The 17,342-nt window shown below is 71.6% G+C and carries 13 protein-coding genes and 1 pseudogene; 6 read left to right on the top strand and 8 right to left on the bottom strand.

What is annotated here, in order from left to right; all coding sequences use genetic code 11:
- Positions 1-57: 57 nt before the first annotated feature.
- The 5 genes and pseudogenes from ACF07S_RS04730 to ACF07S_RS04750 all read right to left on the bottom strand — a co-directional run.
- The gene (locus tag ACF07S_RS04730; protein ID WP_391973430.1) at positions 58-2,016 is read right to left on the bottom strand and encodes a substrate-binding domain-containing protein; all 1,959 of its coding nucleotides are present in this window, start codon (positions 2,014-2,016) and stop codon (positions 58-60) included.
- On the bottom strand, positions 2,006-3,541 hold the full coding sequence (locus ACF07S_RS04735) for a sugar ABC transporter ATP-binding protein (protein WP_391973431.1): 1,536 nt from the start codon (positions 3,539-3,541) through the stop codon (positions 2,006-2,008). The genes ACF07S_RS04730 and ACF07S_RS04735 overlap by 11 nt, the downstream gene beginning before the upstream one ends.
- Complete coding sequence (locus tag ACF07S_RS04740) at positions 3,538-4,581, bottom strand: LacI family DNA-binding transcriptional regulator (protein ID WP_391973432.1); 1,044 nt, start codon at positions 4,579-4,581, stop codon at positions 3,538-3,540. The genes ACF07S_RS04735 and ACF07S_RS04740 overlap by 4 nt, the downstream gene beginning before the upstream one ends.
- 129 nt (positions 4,582-4,710) lie before the next feature.
- Positions 4,711-5,685 (bottom strand): GNAT family N-acetyltransferase, encoded by a 975-nt coding sequence (locus tag ACF07S_RS04745; RefSeq protein ID WP_391973433.1) that lies wholly within the window; start codon positions 5,683-5,685, stop codon positions 4,711-4,713.
- 409 nt (positions 5,686-6,094) lie between these two features.
- A pseudogene (locus ACF07S_RS04750) lies at positions 6,095-6,347 on the bottom strand (ATP-binding protein); the annotation flags it as partial.
- Positions 6,348-6,482: 135 nt separating this feature from the next.
- Between ACF07S_RS04750 and ACF07S_RS04755 the strand changes: the two are divergent.
- From ACF07S_RS04755 to ACF07S_RS04775, 5 genes are all read left to right on the top strand, one after another.
- Complete coding sequence (locus tag ACF07S_RS04755) at positions 6,483-7,142, top strand: formylglycine-generating enzyme family protein (protein ID WP_391973434.1); 660 nt, start codon at positions 6,483-6,485, stop codon at positions 7,140-7,142.
- Positions 7,143-7,302: 160 nt separating this feature from the next.
- Complete coding sequence (locus ACF07S_RS04760) at positions 7,303-8,148, top strand: helix-turn-helix domain-containing protein (protein WP_391973435.1); 846 nt, start codon at positions 7,303-7,305, stop codon at positions 8,146-8,148.
- A 7-nt stretch (positions 8,149-8,155) separates the two neighbouring features.
- A complete protein-coding gene (locus tag ACF07S_RS04765) occupies positions 8,156-8,344 on the top strand; it encodes a DUF397 domain-containing protein (RefSeq protein ID WP_391973436.1) in 189 nt (62 codons plus the stop codon).
- Positions 8,345-8,383: 39 nt separating this feature from the next.
- A complete protein-coding gene (locus tag ACF07S_RS04770; protein WP_391973437.1) occupies positions 8,384-10,660 on the top strand; it encodes an ATP-dependent RecD-like DNA helicase in 2,277 nt (758 codons plus the stop codon).
- Positions 10,661-10,882: 222 nt separating this feature from the next.
- Positions 10,883-12,172 (top strand): citrate synthase, encoded by a 1,290-nt coding sequence (locus ACF07S_RS04775; RefSeq protein WP_391962268.1) that lies wholly within the window; start codon positions 10,883-10,885, stop codon positions 12,170-12,172.
- A 635-nt stretch (positions 12,173-12,807) separates the two neighbouring features.
- Here the strand turns inward: ACF07S_RS04775 and ACF07S_RS04780 are convergent.
- Together ACF07S_RS04780 and ACF07S_RS04785 are read right to left on the bottom strand one after the other, a co-directional pair.
- Positions 12,808-15,141: a heavy metal translocating P-type ATPase gene (locus ACF07S_RS04780; protein ID WP_391973438.1), complete on the bottom strand. Its 2,334-nt coding sequence runs from the start codon at positions 15,139-15,141 to the stop codon at positions 12,808-12,810.
- A 109-nt stretch (positions 15,142-15,250) separates the two neighbouring features.
- Positions 15,251-15,490: a heavy-metal-associated domain-containing protein gene (locus ACF07S_RS04785; protein ID WP_391962266.1), complete on the bottom strand. Its 240-nt coding sequence runs from the start codon at positions 15,488-15,490 to the stop codon at positions 15,251-15,253.
- A gap of 343 nt (positions 15,491-15,833) precedes the next feature.
- Here ACF07S_RS04785 and ACF07S_RS04790 point away from each other — a divergent pair, with 343 nt between their 5' ends.
- A complete protein-coding gene (locus ACF07S_RS04790; RefSeq protein ID WP_391973439.1) occupies positions 15,834-16,877 on the top strand; it encodes a zinc-dependent alcohol dehydrogenase family protein in 1,044 nt (347 codons plus the stop codon).
- Positions 16,878-16,913: 36 nt separating this feature from the next.
- On the opposite strand, the gene ACF07S_RS04795 is transcribed toward ACF07S_RS04790, so the two are convergent.
- Positions 16,914-17,114 (bottom strand): helix-turn-helix transcriptional regulator, encoded by a 201-nt coding sequence (locus ACF07S_RS04795; protein WP_391962264.1) that lies wholly within the window; start codon positions 17,112-17,114, stop codon positions 16,914-16,916.
- Between the last annotated feature and the right edge of the window lie 228 nt (positions 17,115-17,342).

The raw sequence follows: 17,342 nt of genomic DNA on the forward strand, positions 1-17,342 counted from the left end.
GGGCGGGCGGTCGACGTGACCGCCCGCCCCGATGCCTCTGTGCCCTCGCGCCCGGTGTCAGCCCTCGAAGCCGGCCACGTTCTCCTTGGTGACCACCTTCACCGGCACCTTCACCATGTTCTCCACCTTCTCGTCCTCGGCGGCCCGCAGCGCGTTCCGTACCGCGATCCTGCCGAGTTCCGAGGGCTGCTGCGCGACGGACGCGTACAACGTGCCGGCCTCGACCGCCTTCAGCCCGTCCGGCGTGCCGTCGAAGCCGACGACCTGGACCGACTTCCCGGCCCTGGAGCCGAGCGCCTTGACCGCGCCGAGCGCCATCTCGTCGTTCTCCGCGAAGACACCGTCGATGTCGGGGTGCGCCTGCAGCAGGTTCGTCATCACGTCCAGGCCCTTGGTGCGGTCGAAGTCCGCGGGCTGCTTGGCGACGACCTTGATGCCCGGGTAGTCCTTCAGGCCCTCGGTGAAGCCCGCGCCGCGCTCGCGGCTGGCGGAGGTGCCGGCCTGCCCCTGCAGGACGACGATCGTGCCCTTGCCGCCGAGCCTCTCGGCGAGCGCCTCGGCGCCCAGCGCGCCGCCCTCGACGTTGTCGGAGGCGACCAGCGCGGCCGTGTCCGCCTCGTTGACCCCGCGGTCCACGGCGACGACCGGGATGCCGGCCTTGTTCGCGCCGCGCACGGCGGGACCGGACGCGTCGGAGTCCACCGGGTTGACGACGACCGCGGAGAGCGAGCCGCTGGTGAAGTTCTGCAGCTGGTTGGCCTGCTGGGAGGCGTCGTTCTGCGCGTCCGTGACCGTCAGGTCCACGCCCAGCTTCCTCGCCTCCTCCTCGGCCCCGGCGCGGATCTGCACGAAGAACGGGTTGTTGAGCGTCGACAGCGACAGGCCGATCCTCTGCGTCCTTCCGGCCGAGGACCCGTTGTGCAGCAGCGAGGTCGCGCCGACCACCGCGACGGCGACGACGGCGGCGATGACGTACGTGAGTGCCTGCCTGCCCCTGCCGCCGTTCCCGGACGCCCCGGGCGCCGACGTGGTCGCGCCCGCCTTGCGGCGCAGCGTGTCGAACAGCACCGCCAGCGCGATGACCACACCGATGACGACCTGCTGCCAGAACGCGGACACGGACAGCAGGTTGAGCCCGTTGCGCAGCACCGCCAGGATCAGCGCGCCGATCAGCGTGCCCGACGCCTTGCCGGTGCCGCCCGCCAGCGAGGCGCCGCCGATGACGACGGCGGCGATCGCGTCCAGCTCGTAACCCTGCGCGGCCTGCGGCTGCGCGGAGGACAGCCGGGAGGCGAGCACGATGCCCGCGGCGGCGGCGAACAGACCGGAGAACGCGTAGATGGCGAGCTTCTGCCGCTTCACCCGCAGGCCCGACAGCCGCGCGGCCTCCTCGTTGCCGCCGATGGCGTACATGGAGCGGCCGATGTACGTCCGTCCGAGCACGAAGGCGGTGAGCAGCCCCATCACGATCATCACGAGCACCGGCACCGGCAGCCAGCCGCCCAGCGTGTCGCCCAGGTGGGAGACCGAGTCGGGGAACGCGATCGGCGAACCCTGCGAGATGACGAGCGACAGACCGCGCCCCACCGACAGCATCGCCAGCGTCGCGATGAACGGCGGCAGCTTCCCGTACGAGATGAGGAAACCGTTCACCAGACCGCAGGCGATGCCCGTCGCGACGGCCAGCAGGCCCGCCAGGACGACCGGGACGCCGGCCTCGGTCGCGCTCCACGCCAGCACGGTGGCGGACAGCGCGGCGACCGAGCCGACCGACAGGTCGATGCCCGCCGAGACGATCACGAAGGTGACGCCGAAGGCGAGGATCGCGGTCACGGCGGCCTGGACGCCGACGTTGAGGAGGTTGTCGGCGCTCAGGAAGTCCCCGGACAGCGCCGACATGGCGATCACGAGGACGATCAGCGCGGTCAGCGCGCCGTTGTCGAGGAGCAGGCGGCGCAGGCCGGCCGTGGCGCCGCCCTGCGCGCCCGGCTTGCCCTTGAGCGTGTCAGTGGCCACGGGAGGCCTCCGTTCCGTTGCTGTGGGGAGTGCTCTGGGGAGTGCTGACGGCGAGGGCCATCACGGCGTCCTGAGTGGCCTGTTCGGCGCTGAGCTCGCCCGCGACGCGCCCCTGCGCCATGACGACCACCCGGTCGCTCATGCCGAGCACCTCCGGCAGATCGCTGGAGATCATGAGCACGGCGGCACCGGCGGCCGTCAGTTCGTTGATGAGCTGGTAGATCTCGACCTTGGCGCCGACGTCGATGCCGCGCGTCGGCTCGTCGAGGATCAGCACCTTGGTGTTCGCCAGCAGCCACTTGCCGATGACGACCTTCTGCTGGTTCCCGCCGGACAGCGTGCGCACGTGCTGCCCGAGACCGGCCATCCGCACGCCGAGCTGCCCGGCGATCCGCTCCGCGGCCTCGTGCTGCCCCTTGAGGTCGACGAGCCCCGCGCGGGAGGAGGACCGGAGCGTGACCAGGCCAAGGTTCTCCTCGACGGAGGCGTCGAGCACCAGCCCCTGCCCCTTGCGGTCCTCGGGCACCAGCCCGACACCGGCCGCCATGGCGGCGTTCACGTCGTGGCGGCGCAGCCGCGCGCCGTCGACGTGAACGGCCCCGGCGTCGTACGGATCGGCCCCGAACACCGCCCGGACGACCTCCGTCCGCCCGGCCCCGACGAGCCCCGCGATGCCGACCACCTCACCGGCCCGCACCTCGAAACTCACGTCGTGGAAGACGCCGTCCCGGGTGAGCCCCTCCACCTTGAGCAGCGCGTCGCCGGCGTCGGCACGCTCGCGCGGATACTGCTGCTCGATCGACCGCCCGACCATGAGCCGCACGAGCTCGTCCTCGGGGGTGGAGGCGGGCACCTGCCCGACGCTGCGGCCGTCCCGGATGACGGTGACCCGGTCGCCGAGGGCGGCGATCTCCTCCAGGTGATGGGTGATGAACACGATCCCGACGCCGTCCTCGCGCAGCCGCCGCACGATGACGAACAGCTTCTCGACCTCCTCGGAGGTCAGCACGGCGGTCGGCTCGTCCATGACGAGCACGCGCGCGTCCAGGCTGAGCGCCTTGGCGATCTCGACCATCTGCAACCGCGCGATGCCGAGTTCGCGCACGCGGGCGCGGGGAGAGACGTTGACGCCGACGCGCTCGAGCAGCACCTCGGCGTCCGCGTCCATCTTCTTCCGGTCGATCATCCCGAACCGGCGCGGCTGCCGCCCGAGGAAGATGTTCTCGGCGACCGTCAGATCGGGGACCAGGTTGAACTCCTGGTAGATGGTGGCGATCCCGAGCCGCTCGGAGTCCTGCGCACCGTGGACGCGCACCTCCTCGCCGCCGACCACGATCCGGCCGGTGTCGGGCGTGTAGGCGCCGGAGAGCATCTTGATCAGCGTGCTCTTGCCCGCGCCGTTCTCACCGAGGAGCACGTGCACCTCGCCCCGGCGCAGGTCGAAGTCGACGCTGTCGAGCGCGACCACACCGGGGAAGGTCTTGCGGATGCCCTCGACGCGCAGCAACTCGTCCGGGTTGCTCACGACGTACTCCTTTGTACGGGGGACTGTTGTACGGGGGACTGCGGGGGTGCCGGCTCACCGCACGAACGGCGCACGACGAGCCGGGCGGGAAGGGTCACGGACTCGCCGGGCCGGCCCTCGACACGGTCGACCAGCGCGCGCACGGCGGCCCGCCCCAGCGCGCCCGTGGACTGGGCGATCGCGGTGACCGGCGGATCGGTGTGCACGAACCAGGGGATGTCGTCGAACGCGGCCAGCGCGATGTCGTCGGGCACCCGCAGCCCGCGCGCGCGGATGGCGTCCAGCGCACCGAGCGCCATCAGGTTGTCGGCGGCGAAGACGGCCTCGGGCGGCTCGGCCAGATCGAGGAAGCCCTCGGTGACCCGGCGCCCGCTGTCGGCCTGGAAGTCGCCCTGGCCTGTGTAGGCGTCGGGGAGGGCCAGTCCGTACGCGCCGAGCGCCTCCCGGAAGGCGTCCACGCGCTCACGGCCGGTGGTGGTGGCAGCAGGCCCGGCGATGATCGCGAGCCGCCGGTGCCCGAGCCGGTACAGATGCGCCACGAGGTCCCGTACGGCGCCGCGCCCGTCCGACCTGACGACGGGCACGTCCACGCCGGGGATCCACCGGTCGACGAACACCATGGGCGTTCCCGCGCGGGCGGCGTCCAGCATGTGCGGCGAACCGCCGTCGGTGGGGGAGACGAGCAGGCCGTCGATACGCCGGTCCAGGAGGGTGGTGACGTGGTGGTCCTGAAGGTCGGGCCGCTCGTCGGCGTTGCCGATGATCACGCTGTAGCCGAGCGCGCGGGCCTCCTCCTCGACGGAGCGGGCCAGTTCGGTGAAGTACGGGTTCATCACGTCGCTGATGACCAGCCCGAGGGTGCGGGTCTGGTCGGTGCGCAGCGACCGGGCGACGGCGTTCGGGCGGTAGCCCAGCGTCTCGACTGCGGCCAGCACGCGTCTGCGGGCGTCCTCGCTGACCGACGGATGGTCGTTCAGGACGCGCGACACCGTGGCGACGGACAGCTCCGCCTCGGCAGCGACGTCCTTGATGCTCGCCATCGCCGCTCCACCTCCTCGTGGAATCGATTACACGAGGGATTGGAAACGATTACACGAGGTGGGCGCAAGGGGTGTGCGGGTGGCCGATATCCGATCGTGACCGGAGCGGGGGCGGGCACGGCGGTGGGCTCAGCGCCAGTCGTCGATCACGTAGGCGTCCGGGTGGCTGTAGCCGGGTTCGTTGGGCTTGTGCATGGTCACGCCTTGCAGCCAGGTACGGAAACCGCGGTCGGCCATGCGCCGGTAGGCATCCTGGCGGGCCAGGTTCATGCCGGCGTCCAGTTGCCCCAGTCCCCTCTCGGTGGCCAGCTGCTCGCACGCATCCAGCAGACGTTCGAACCGGTCCGCGGCGTCCGGACCAGGACGTACGGCGCCGAATTTGACGAAGCACACGTCCTCACCGGCCTCCGACCCCGCTCCGCAGTGGCAGACGGCCAGACCGTCGAGGTCGGAGTCGGCGCCCTCGAGGAGGATGGTGTCACCGAGCCCCTGCGCCTGTGTGGCCGTGATCTCGCGCTCCAGGCTCAGGCCCTCGTGCACGGCCCCCGTCAGTGCGCGACCGAGGCTCAGGGCGTCGGGCCGCTCGGCGGCGGTCAGTTCGCCGTACAGCACCCGGCCGGGGACTGCGGCACCGGCGGCGACCTGTTTCTTCATGATGGCCGTGAGGAATCGGGGCCAGAAACCGTACCGGCGGTAGAGCTCGAGATGCTTGGGACTGTGCGAGAAGGTGAACAGGCCGAGGTGGCGGTTCCCCCAGGTGTCGAAGCAGGCCATGACCGGTTCCATGAGGCGCCCGCCGATGCCCTGGTCCCACAGATCCGGACGCACGGTCAGCGGGCCGAAGAACCCGACGCTGCCCCAGTCGGCGGCGAAGTTCGATCCGACGACCTCGCCCTCCACGGTCGCTGCGAAGGCCGCGTGCGGGTCTGCCGCCCAGCGGGTGCGGACATAGTCGGCGGTCCCGAAGAACGTCTCCGGCTCAGGGGCCCCGAGGAAGGTCCCGAAGGCGATCCTGAAGATCCCGTCGGCCCGGTCCAGGTCCGGCTCGACCAGCGGGCGGACCGACACCGGGGCGGCGACACCCGTTCGCTTCACTGCGGGCATGATCGCTCTCCTTTCCACCCCCACTTCCATCGCACCACGGGCACGCGCCGAGGGCGAAGCGACAGGTCCGGCGGTACCTCCAGGACCGGGCGGCCGCGTTCCCCGACGGCCGGGCGGCCGTCTTCCCGCCCCCCTCGACCTTCGCCCCCCCCCGAATCCCCGACCCCGCCCCTCCCCACCCGGCAGCAGCCACCAGCCACCGCCCACCGGCCGTTCGCCGCTGAGCCGGCCCGGCGTGCGGGCGAGGCGCGACCGCGCACCGCACACCCCGGCCGACTCACGCAGCCGACGGTTGACCGCAGACATACCCGGGCCCCCGCTCTCCTCCCGGCCGCTCGCTCGCTTCTCCCCCGCGGAAGCACGACACCGACCAAGAAGCGGGCGGCCCCACGGTCACGCCTCCAACGCCCTAAGCGGCACCCGGCTCGCACCACACGTACTTGCCCTGGCTGCCAGCCTGGCCAGCGGCTGCCAACCCCACACGTCGGCACAAGCACGCACCAGCGCCAGTCCCCGCTCGTCCTCCATCTCCTCCCTCCCGCCGGACGGCACCGGCGGCTCCGGCGGCTCCGGGGCTCCGGGGGTTCGGGGTCCGCGTCCCACGCCCCGATCCGCAGCGTGCCGGGCGGGAGCCAGAGCACGCGGAGGGCGGCGGGCCCTCGGTGTGCTGCGTGGACGGAAGCGCCGACGCGGGAGCGACGGCTCCGCCGCCTCTCGGTCCCCTTCAGCGAGATCGGTGGAGCGGTGGGAAGACGCCGGTAGGCTGGCCTGCTGTGGACGCGGGGGCAGGAAACGAGATGGTTGCCGTCCCGTCGGGACGGGTGACGCTGTCGGACCGGCGGACGCAGAGCGATTGGCCGGTCGAGGTCGCGCCGTTTGAGATGTCGGCGTTCCCGGTCACGCAGTCCTGGTACGCGCGAATCACAGGCCGACGGCCGAGTAGTGCGCAAGGCGAGCGGCTGCCGGTCGAGGGTGTTTCGTGGTGGGACGCGGTCCAGTTCTGTAACGCCTTGTCCCGGCGTGAGGGGCTGACGCCCGCGTATGACCTGTGCGTCGACGCCGAGACGGCCGGATGGGACACCTCCGCGGACGGGTACCGGCTGCCGACCGAGGCTGAATGGGAGCACGCCTGTCGTGCGGGTACTACTGGCCCGCGGTACGGCCAGCTCGACGAGGTCGCCTGGTACCAAGGCAACTCCGACGGGCGGATCCATTCTGTCGGCGGCAAGCAGCCGAACGCATGGGGCCTGTTCGACATGCTGGGCAATGTGTGGGACTGGTGCTGGGACGTCTACGACGCCGAGGTGTATGGCACCTACCGGGTGCTCCGTGGTGGCGGATGGGCCGACGAGCACTGGAGCTGCCGGGCGTCGGTGCGGCGGCGCAGCCACCCGACCTTCCGGATCGACGATGTGGGGTTCCGCATCGCTCGCTCCGCACCACTGCCTCGGCCGTAACAGCCGCATGCTGAATCGGTGGGGCTCCGGCGCCCCGGTGTTTCGCACGGTGTGCGCCACGCCACCGACGGTAGGGATAAAGGTTTAAGTTCTGCAAGTCGATCGCATACTCTTCCCCTCGAACGAGTCACGCCGAAGCGTGCGTTGGGAGAAACGGGCGATGGTCTTGAGGAGTGAACCGACGGCACGTCAGGTGCGCCTGGCGGTCGAAGTGCGCAGGCTCCGTGACGCGGCAGGCCTCACCGCCCGCGAGGCGGCGGCACTGCTCGGGGTGAGCGCCCCGCAGATCAGCCAGATCGAGACCGGCCTCGCCGGCCTGAGCGAGAAGCGTCTGCGCCGCCTCGCGGCTCACTACGTGTGCACGGACGAGGCGTTCGTGGACGCCCTGGTGGCGATGGCGACCGATCGGAGACGTGGATGGTGGGAGGAGTACCGGGAACGGTTGCCCACGCCGTTCCTCGACCTGGCCGAACTGGAGCACCACGCCACGTTCCTGCGTGAGGTCCAGTTCCTGTACATCCCCGGTCCGCTCCAGACGGAGGACTACGCCCGCGCGGTCTTCGCCTACCGCGTCCCCGGACTCCCGCAGGAGGAACTCGAGGTGCGGGTCCGGCACCGGATGCAACGCAAGGCGGTCCTCGAAAGGGCGACGCCGTACGAGGCGGTCGTCCACGAGGCTGCGTTGCGCATCATGGTGAACGACCGGGCCACCTCACGGGCCCAACTGGCCCGCCTCCTGGAGTTCTCCGAGTCGGAGCACCTCACCGTCCGTGTCATCCCCTTCGATGTGGAGGGCTTCGCCGGCGCCGGGAGCGCCATGACGTATGCGGGAGGCGCCGTGCCCCGACTGGACACAGTGGTGCGGGACGGGCCGCACGGTGCGACCTTCATCGATTCGGAAGCCCAGCTTGCCGCGTTTCGAACGCTCTTTCATAAAGTGGAGGCGGTGTCGCTCCCTCCCGAGCGGTCGCGCGACTTCATTCACAGGCTGGCGAAGGAGCTGTGAGCACTTCATGGACATCCCCGGGAACTGGCGAAAGTCGTCCTACTCAGGTCCCGGCGACGGCGACTCCTGCGTGGAGATCGCTCGTAGCCCCACCCGCATAGGCATACGCGACTCGAAGGACCCCCTCGGAGCCACCCTCACCTTCCCCGCCGACGTCTTCACCCTCTTCCTCCAAGCCCTCAAGACGCACCGGTAACCCGCGCGGGCTGTCACACCCCGCCGGTACCGTCGAACCATGTCCAACCAGTCCGCGGCCCCCGGCGAACCCCGCCTCGCCGTCCTCGAAGGCGTCCTCGAACGCATCACGTACGCCAACGAGGAGAACGGCTACACGGTCGCCCGCGTCGACACCGGCCGGGGCGCCGGTGACCTGCTCACCGTGGTGGGCGCGCTGCTCGGGGCCCAGGTCGGGGAGTCCCTGCGAATGGAGGGGCGCTGGGGGTCGCATCCCCAGTACGGCAAGCAGTTCCACGTCGAGAACTACACGACCGTGCTGCCGGCCACGGTCCAGGGCATCCGCCGCTACCTCGGCTCCGGCCTGGTCAAGGGCATCGGTCCGGTCTTCGCCGACCGGATCACACAGCACTTCGGGACGGACACCCTCCAGATCATCGAGGAGGAGCCGAAGCGGCTGATCGAGGTCCCCGGGCTCGGCCCCAAGCGGACCAAGAAGATCGCCGACGCCTGGGAGGAGCAGAAGGCGATCAAGGAGGTCATGCTCTTCCTCCAGACCGTCGAGGTGTCGACGTCGATCGCGGTCAGGATCTACAAGAAGTACGGGGACGCGTCGATCTCCGTGGTGAAGAACCAGCCCTATCGGCTGGCCGCCGACGTCTGGGGCATCGGCTTCCTCACCGCCGACCGGATCGCCCAGTCCGTCGGCATCCCGCACGACAGCCCCGACCGGGTGAAGGCGGGCCTGCAGTACGCCCTGTCGCAGGCCACCGACCAGGGCCACTGCTACCTCCCCGAGGAGAAGCTGATCGCCGACGCGGTGAAACTGCTCCAGGTCGACACCGGGCTGGTCATCGAGTGCCTGGCGGAACTCGCCGCCGAGCCGGAGGAGGGGGAGGACCCCGGAGTCGTACGGGAGAAGGTGCCCGACCCGGAGGGCGGCGACCCCGTCACCGCCGTCTACCTGGTCCCCTTCCACCGCGCGGAAGTCGCCCTCGCCGCCCAGCTGCTGCGGCTGCTGCGCACGGACGAGGACCGGATGCCCGTCTTCCGGGACGTGACCTGGGACAAGGCGCTCGGCTGGCTGAAGGGCCGTACGGGCACGGAGCTCGCCCCCGAGCAGGAGGCGGCCGTGAAACTCGCGCTCACCGAGAAGGTGGCGGTGCTGACCGGCGGCCCCGGCTGCGGCAAGTCCTTCACGGTCCGCTCGATCGTGGAACTGGCCCGCGCCAAGAAGGCCAAGGTCGTCCTCGCCGCCCCGACCGGCCGCGCCGCCAAGCGCCTGGCCGAACTGACCGGCGCGGAGGCCTCCACCGTCCACCGCCTGCTGGAGCTGAAGCCCGGCGGCGACGCCGCCTACGACCGCGACCGTCCGCTCGACGCCGACCTGGTGGTGGTCGACGAGGCCTCCATGCTGGACCTGCTGCTCGCCAACAAGCTGGTCAAGGCCGTGCCGCCGGGCGCCCACCTGCTCTTCGTCGGCGATGTCGACCAGTTGCCCAGCGTCGGCGCGGGCGAGGTGCTCAGGGACCTGCTCGCCGACGGCGGCCCGGTCCCCGCCGTCCGCCTCACCCGGGTGTTCCGGCAGGCCCAGCAGTCCGGCGTCGTCACCAACGCGCACCGGATCAACTCCGGGCAGCACCCCGTCACCGACGGCATGAAGGACTTCTTCCTCTTCGTCGAGGACGACACCGAGGAGGCCGGCCGGCTCACCGTGGACGTGGCGGCCCGGCGCATCCCGGCCAAGTTCGGCCTGGACCCGCGCCGGGACGTGCAGGTGCTGGCCCCCATGCACCGGGGCCCGGCCGGCGCGGGCACCCTGAACGGGCTGCTCCAGCAGGCCGTCACCCCGGGCCGGCCCGATCTCGCCGAGAAGCGGTTCGGCGGCCGGGTCTTCCGCGTCGGCGACAAGGTCACCCAGATCCGCAACAACTACGAGAAGGGGGAGAACGGGGTCTTCAACGGCACCGTGGGCGTGGTCACCTCGCTCGACCCGGTCGACCAGCGCCTGACGGTACTGACCGACGAGGACGAGGAGGTGCCGTACGACTTCGACGAACTGGACGAGCTCGCGCACGCCTACGCCGTGACCATCCACCGCTCCCAGGGCAGCGAGTACCCGGCGGTCGTCATCCCGGTCACCACGGGGGCCTGGATGATGCTCCAGCGCAACCTCCTCTACACGGCGATCACCCGGGCCAAGCGGCTGGTCGTCCTCGTCGGCTCCCGCAAGGCGATCGGGCAGGCGGTGCGCACCGTGTCGGCGGGCCGCCGGTGCACGGCACTGGACTTCCGCCTCGCCGGATCCCGCCCCCCGGGCACCCCGTCGGCGGGGTGAGAACCCCGTCCCCCCCAAAAAATGATCGATCAAATGAGTCGCAAAGGTCACAGGGCTCTTCCGGATGGGGAACACAGGGGGCAGGATGGGCTAGTTGACGGCACTGAGTGCCGCCAATAGGCCCGATGGGCGACCCCGAGTGCACTCACCTGAGCCGAGTGGGGGATGGTAGAGACAGTCAGGGCACCTCGAAGATGAGGCACAACGTCGGTGAGGGAAGACGTGAGCGACAACTCTGTAGTACTGCGGTACGACGGCAGCGAGTACACCTACCCGGTGATCGACAGCACTGTCGGTGACAAGGGCTTCGACATCGGAAAGCTCCGCGCCCAGACCGGTCTGGTGACGCTGGACAGCGGCTACGGCAACACCGCCGCCTACAAATCCGCGGTCACCTATCTCGACGGCGAGGCCGGCATCCTCCGGTACCGCGGCTACCCGATCGAGCAGCTGGCGGAGCGCTCCACCTTCCTGGAGGTCGCCTACCTGCTGATCAACGGCGAGCTGCCGACCGTCGACGAGCTGACCGGGTTCAAGGGCGAGATCACGCAGCACACCCTGCTGCACGAGGACGTCAAGAACTTCTACAAGGGCTTCCCGCGCGACGCCCACCCGATGGCCATGCTGTCGTCGGTGGTCTCGGCGCTGTCGACCTTCTACCAGGACAGCCACAACCCCTTCGACGAGCGCCAGCGCAACCTCTCCACGATCCGGCTGCTCGCCAAGCTGCCGACGATCGCGGCCTACGCCTACAAGAAGTCGATCGGCCACCCGTTCGTCTACCCGCGCAACGACCTCGGCTACGTCGAGAACTTCCTGCGCATGACCTTCTCGGTCCCCGCCCAGGAGTACGAGCTCGACCCGGTCGTCGTCTCCGCGCTGGACAAGCTGCTGATCCTGCACGCGGACCACGAGCAGAACTGCTCCACCTCCACGGTCCGCCTGGTCGGCTCCTCGCAGGCGAACATGTTCGCCTCGATCTCCGCCGGCATCAACGCCCTCTGGGGCCCGCTGCACGGCGGCGCCAACCAGTCGGTGCTGGAGATGCTGGAGGGCATCCGCGACGCCGGCGGCGACGTCGACTCCTTCATCCGCAAGGTGAAGAACAAGGAGGACGGCGTCCGCCTGATGGGCTTCGGCCACCGGGTCTACAAGAACTTCGACCCGCGCGCCAAGATCATCAAGGCCGCCGCGCACGATGTGCTCTCCGCCCTCGGCAAGTCCGACGAGCTGCTGGACATCGCCCTGAAGCTGGAGGAGCACGCGCTCTCCGACGACTACTTCGTCTCGCGCAGCCTCTACCCGAACGTCGACTTCTACACCGGCCTGATCTACCGGGCCATGGGCTTCCCGACCGAGATGTTCACGGTCCTGTTCGCCCTCGGCCGGCTGCCGGGCTGGATCGCCCAGTGGCACGAGATGATCAAGGAGCCGGGCTCTCGCATCGGCCGCCCGCGCCAGATCTACACGGGCATCGTCGAGCGGGACTTCGTCCCGGTCGAGGAGCGCTGACCCCCGCTCCGAGCCGCAACGCCGGGCCCCGTGCACGCAGGACGTGTACGGGGCCTTCGGACGTCACGGGCCCCCGGGCCCGGAACGCCGTGCGACGGGGAGCGTCCGGACGACAGGACGGTGGGCATATGAAGAAGGCGCCCCGGCGCCGGTCCCCCCACGGGCCGACGAACCAGGGCGCCTTCCCATGTCCCGGTGCGGATTCCCCCCACGGGATCCGGCCGGGCGTCTGTGAGGACAGCGCCTGAATCGCTGTGTGAGCACGACGGGCGAACCCGCCACTCTCGTCGGAATGCGGTCTGCCGGGACAGCGCACGGTCGGGAGGGCCGCTCAAAGCTTCCCGCTGGTACGTGTCCCGGCAACGCAATCACCAGGGAAAGTCCCCCAAGACATTCCCCAGATGTCAGGAAGCGCCCCCCAAGACGCTGCCCGACATCGCCAACTTAGACCTTCGAACCCCTTCGATGGTTACGTTCAGATCACTGTGATCTGCGTCTCTTGCATATGTCCCTTACGTGCGCAAGAGCCCGCAAACCGCTCAACGGGACTCAAGCGTAAGGAAGATGCGCGAGCCTTGTGAAGAGCTTATGTGAGGGGCGTACCGGACTCCAGAGGTACACCCCAATTCAAGACCTCAATGGAACGCCCGCAGCCGCAGGCTGTTCGTCACCACGAACACCGAGGAGAAGGCCATCGCGGCGCCGGCGATCATCGGGTTCAGCAGGCCCGCCGCGGCCAGCGGCAGCGCGGCGACGTTGTAGCCGAAGGCCCACACGAGGTTCCCCCTGATCGTGCCGAGGGTCCTGCGGGACAGCCGGATCGCGTCCGCCGCCACCCGCAGATCCCCGCGCACCAGGGTCAGGTCGCCCGCCTCGATCGCCGCGTCCGTGCCGGTGCCCAGGGCCAGGCCCAGATCGGCGACGGCCAGCGCGGCCGCGTCGTTGACGCCGTCGCCGATCATGGCGACGCTGCGCCCCTCCTCCTGCAGCCCGCGTACGACGTCGGCCTTGTCCTCCGGCAGCACCTCGGCGATCACCCGGTCGATGCCCACGGCCCGCGCCACCGCCTCGGCCACGGTCCGGTTGTCGCCGGTCAGCAGCACCGGGGTGAGCCCCAGGGCGCGCAGCTCGCGCACCGCCTCGGCGCTGGTCTCCTTCACGGTGTCGGCGACGGCCAGGATCCCGCGCGCCGTCCCGTCCCAGCCCGCCACGACGGCCGTGAGTCCCTCGCGCTCGGCCTCGTCCCTGGCCCGGGCCAGCTCGGGCGGCAGCTCCTCGAAGAGCCGCCCCACGGCCACCTCGCGGCCCTCCACCCGCCCGCGTACGCCCCGGCCGGGGACGTTCTCGAAGCGCTCGGCCACCGGCAGCGTCCCGGCGCTCCCCCGCTCTCGGCTTCGCTCGAGCGGGGGGACCCTCATCTCGGCGCCCGCGGCGATCGCACGGGCGACGGGGTGCTCTGAGGCGTGCTCCAGGGCGCCCGCGAGCCGCAGCAGCAGGTGCTCGTCGGTGCCCTCGGCGGTGTACACCGCCTGGAGGGTCATGCGGCCGGTGGTGACGGTGCCGGTCTTGTCCAGGACGACGGTGTCGACGCGGCGGGTGGACTCCAGGACCTCCGGGCCCTTGATGAGGATGCCGAGCTGGGCGCCGCGCCCGGTGCCGACCATCAGCGCGGTCGGCGTGGCCAGCCCCAGGGCGCAGGGGCAGGCGATGATCAGGACGGCGACGGCCGCGGTGAACGCGGCGACGGTGTCGCCGGTGGTGCCGAGCCACACCCCGAAGGTGCCGGCCGCGATCAGCAGCACCACGGGGACGAAGACACCGGAGACGCGGTCGGCCAGCCGCTGCACCTGGGCCTTGCCGTTCTGCGCGTCCTCGACCAGCTTCGCCATCCGCGCGAGCCGGGTGTCCGCGCCGACCCGGGTCGCCTCGACCACCAGCCGCCCGCCCGCGTTGACCGTGGCGCCGGTGACGGTGTCGCCGACGGTGACGTCCACGGGGACGGACTCGCCGGTCAGCATGGAGGCGTCCACGGCGGAGAAGCCCTCCAGCACCGTGCCGTCGGTGGCGATCTTCTCCCCGGGGCGCACGACGAAGTGGTCGCCCACGGCCAGCCGGTCCGCCGGTATCCGCACCTCCCGCCCGCCCGGCCGTCTCCCGCCGCCCTCGACCGGGAGCGCTCCGCGCTCGCCCTCGTCGTACCGGAGCACGGTCACGTCCTTGGCGCCCAGCTCCATCAGCGCCCGCAGGGCGGCCCCCGCGCGGCGCTTGGACCGGGCCTCCAGATAGCGGCCGAGCAGGATGAAGGCGGTGACGCCGGCGGCCACCTCGAGGTAGATGGCGGAGGCGCCGTCGGTGCGGGAGACGGTGAGTTCGAAGGGGTGCCGCATGCCGGGCATGCCCGCGTGGCCGAGGAAGAGCGCCCACAGGGACCAGCCGAACGCGGCGAGCGTGCCGACGGAGACCAGCGTGTCCATGGTGGCCGCGCCGTGCCGGAGGTTGGTCCAGGCGGCCCGGTGGAAGGGGGCGGCGCCCCAGACCACGACGGGGGCCGCGAGGGTGAGCGAGAGCCACTGCCAGTTGTCGAACTGCAGGGGCGGGATCATCGCCATGAGGACGACGGGCAGGGCGAGGAGCGAGGAGACGGTCAGGCGCCGGCGCAGGCCGGCCAGTTCCGGGTCGGCCGGTGCGGCGGCGGGCGCCTCCTCCCGCGGCGGCGCGGGCTCCTCGGCGGTGTAGCCGGTCCGCACCACCGTGTCGATCAGTTCGGCGACCTCGGTGCCCGGTGGGCAGGTGATCCGGGCCTTCTGCGTCGCGTAGTTCACCGTGGCGGTGACGCCGTCCATGCGGTTGAGCTTCTTCTCGACGCGGGCCGCGCAGGAGGCGCAGGTCATCCCGCCGATGAGCAGCTCGACCTCCGAGGTCGCCGGCTGTCCGGCGGTCGGCGCCTCGGGGGCGGTGGTGCTGGTCATGTCCGTACTCCAGGGGTGTCCGGGACTCGGGGGCGGTGGCGTGCCGGGCCGCGGGGGGCGGGTGGCCCGTGCGGCCCGGTTCACGCCGTGCGGTGGCTCGGCCCTGACCTCAGAGCGTGCCGGCCAGCTCGAAGCCGGCCTCGTCGACGGCCGCGCGGACCGCCTCCTCGTCGAGCGGGGCCGCGGAGACCACGGTCACCTCGCCGGAGGAGGCGACCGCCGTCACCGAGCTGACCCCGGGGATGCCGGAGATCTCGCCGGACACGGCGCCCTCGCAGTGTCCGCAGCTCATCCCGCTCACCTTGTAGACGGTGGTGACGGAACCCTGGGTGCCGGTCTGGGAGGTCATGTCGTTGCTCCTCGTCGAGACGTAAGAGGGTGTGAAGGTGGGGCGTGCGGGGCCCACGGGGGGCCTCCGCCCCCAGGGTATACCCCTAGGGGGTATAAATCCACGAAGGGTGGGCCGGGTCCGGTGCCCGCCCGGGCCGGCGGTGACCGCGGCGGGCGGTTCGCGCCGGTCCGCCCGGAGGTGTCGCCCACCCGGGTGCGCGGGGGTTCCGCGGCGCCGTCCGCAAGCCGGGCCGGTCATGGGGGTGCCACGCCGGTGGGACGGTCCTCCGCCGTCTCCCCGCTCCGCGGGAGGGGGGATAGCGTTCCGCCGGAGGCGACGACCGAGGGAAGGCGGACCGGCCATGCGGGCGGTGGTGTTCGAGCGGTACGGGGAGCCGGCCGAGGTGCGGGAGGTCGCGGACCCGGAGCCCGCGGCGCACGGGGTCGTGGTCCGCGTCGAGGCCACCGGCCTGTGCCGCAGCGACTGGCACGGCTGGCGCGGTCACGACCCGGACATCGCGCTGCCGCACGTCCCCGGCCATGAGCTCGCCGGGGTCGTCGAGGCGGCCGGCGTGCGGGTCACCGGCTGGCGTGCCGGGGACCGGGTCACCGTCCCGTTCGCCTGCGCCTGCGGGAGCTGCCCCGCCTGCGCGGCCGGCGACCAGCAGGTGTGCGAGCGGCAGACCCAGCCCGGGTTCACCCACTGGGGGTCCTTCGCCCAGTACGTGGCGCTGGACCACGCGGACGTGAACCTGGTCGCCGTCCCCGACGGGATGTCCTGCGTGACGGCCGCCTCCCTCGGCTGCCGTTTCGCCACCGCCTACCGGGCGGTGGTGCGGCAGGGCCGGGTCGCGGCGGGGGAGTGGGTGGCGGTGCACGGCTGCGGCGGGGTGGGGCTGTCGGCCGTGATGATCGCGGCGGCCTCGGGAGCCCGGGTCGTCGCCGTCGACGTGTCGCCCCGGGCCCTGGAACTGGCCCGGCGGTTCGGCGCGGCGCACTGCGTGGACGCGTCGGCCGAGCGGGACACGGCGGGGGCGGTCCGCGACCTCACCGGCGGCGGCGCCCACCTCTCCCTGGACGCCCTCGGCTCGCCCGTCACCTGCGCCGCCTCCGTGAACGGCCTGCGCCGCCGGGGCCGCCACGTCCAGATCGGCCTGCTGCCCCCGGCGGACGGCACCACACCGGTCCCCATGGCCCGTGCCGTCGCGTGGGAGCTCGAACTCCTCGGCAGCCACGGCATGGCCGCGCACGCCTACCCCCCGATGCTGGAACTGGTCCGCGCCGGAGTGCTCCGCCCCGACCTGCTGGTGACGTCCACCATCGGCCTGGACGCGGTCCCGTCCGCCCTCGCGGCCATGGGCACGGCCGCGGGGGCGGGCGTGACGGTCGCCGAGCCCTGGAGCTGAGCACCGCCCGCTCCCGGCCGGGCGGACGGCGGCGGGTCAGCCGTCGCCGCGGCCGCGGTTGCCCGGCCGGGCGGCGACCCAGGCCCGGATGGTGTCGGCGCGCCAGTAGGGCTTGCCGGCCTCCACGTGGTCGGGCGGGGGCAGCAGCCCGTGCTTGCGGTAGGAACGTACGGTGTCCGGCTGCACCTTGATGTGGGCCGCGATGTCCTTGTAGGACCACAGCTGTCGGTCGGTCACGGGCTGCACCTCCCCGCGCGCACCGCGGCGGCGGCCGGGGAGGCCGTCCGGGGGAGCCGGGTGCTGCGCTGTCGATCACCAAAGGTCACGTCCGGTGAACGAGGCCGGCCGACGGCGGGGCAGGGGCTGTGCGCCGGGTGTGACGCACGGCCCGCGCACATGTGACAGCTGTGACGGTACGCGGGTATTTGTGACAGGCCTGACGCACAGGGGCGCGCCGGCTCCTCG

The sequence above is a fragment of the Streptomyces sp. NPDC016640 genome (assembly GCF_043076215.1).
Classification (GTDB): Bacteria; Actinomycetota; Actinomycetes; order Streptomycetales; family Streptomycetaceae; genus Streptomyces.

What these genes read in the sequence shown, in the direction of transcription:
- ACF07S_RS04740 (WP_391973432.1), bottom strand. Translation starts at nt 4,581, where the DNA reads ATGGCGAGCATCAAGGACGTCGCTGCCGAGGCGGAGCTGTCCGTCGCC.
- ACF07S_RS04745 (WP_391973433.1), bottom strand. Translation starts at nt 5,685, where the DNA reads ATGCCCGCAGTGAAGCGAACGGGTGTCGCCGCCCCGGTGTCGGTCCGC.
- ACF07S_RS04755 (WP_391973434.1), top strand. Translation starts at nt 6,483, where the DNA reads ATGGTTGCCGTCCCGTCGGGACGGGTGACGCTGTCGGACCGGCGGACG.
- ACF07S_RS04760 (WP_391973435.1), top strand. Translation starts at nt 7,303, where the DNA reads ATGGTCTTGAGGAGTGAACCGACGGCACGTCAGGTGCGCCTGGCGGTC.
- ACF07S_RS04765 (WP_391973436.1), top strand. Translation starts at nt 8,156, where the DNA reads ATGGACATCCCCGGGAACTGGCGAAAGTCGTCCTACTCAGGTCCCGGC.
- ACF07S_RS04770 (WP_391973437.1), top strand. Translation starts at nt 8,384, where the DNA reads ATGTCCAACCAGTCCGCGGCCCCCGGCGAACCCCGCCTCGCCGTCCTC.
- ACF07S_RS04780 (WP_391973438.1), bottom strand. Translation starts at nt 15,141, where the DNA reads ATGACCAGCACCACCGCCCCCGAGGCGCCGACCGCCGGACAGCCGGCG.
- ACF07S_RS04785 (WP_391962266.1), bottom strand. Translation starts at nt 15,490, where the DNA reads ATGACCTCCCAGACCGGCACCCAGGGTTCCGTCACCACCGTCTACAAG.
- ACF07S_RS04790 (WP_391973439.1), top strand. Translation starts at nt 15,834, where the DNA reads ATGCGGGCGGTGGTGTTCGAGCGGTACGGGGAGCCGGCCGAGGTGCGG.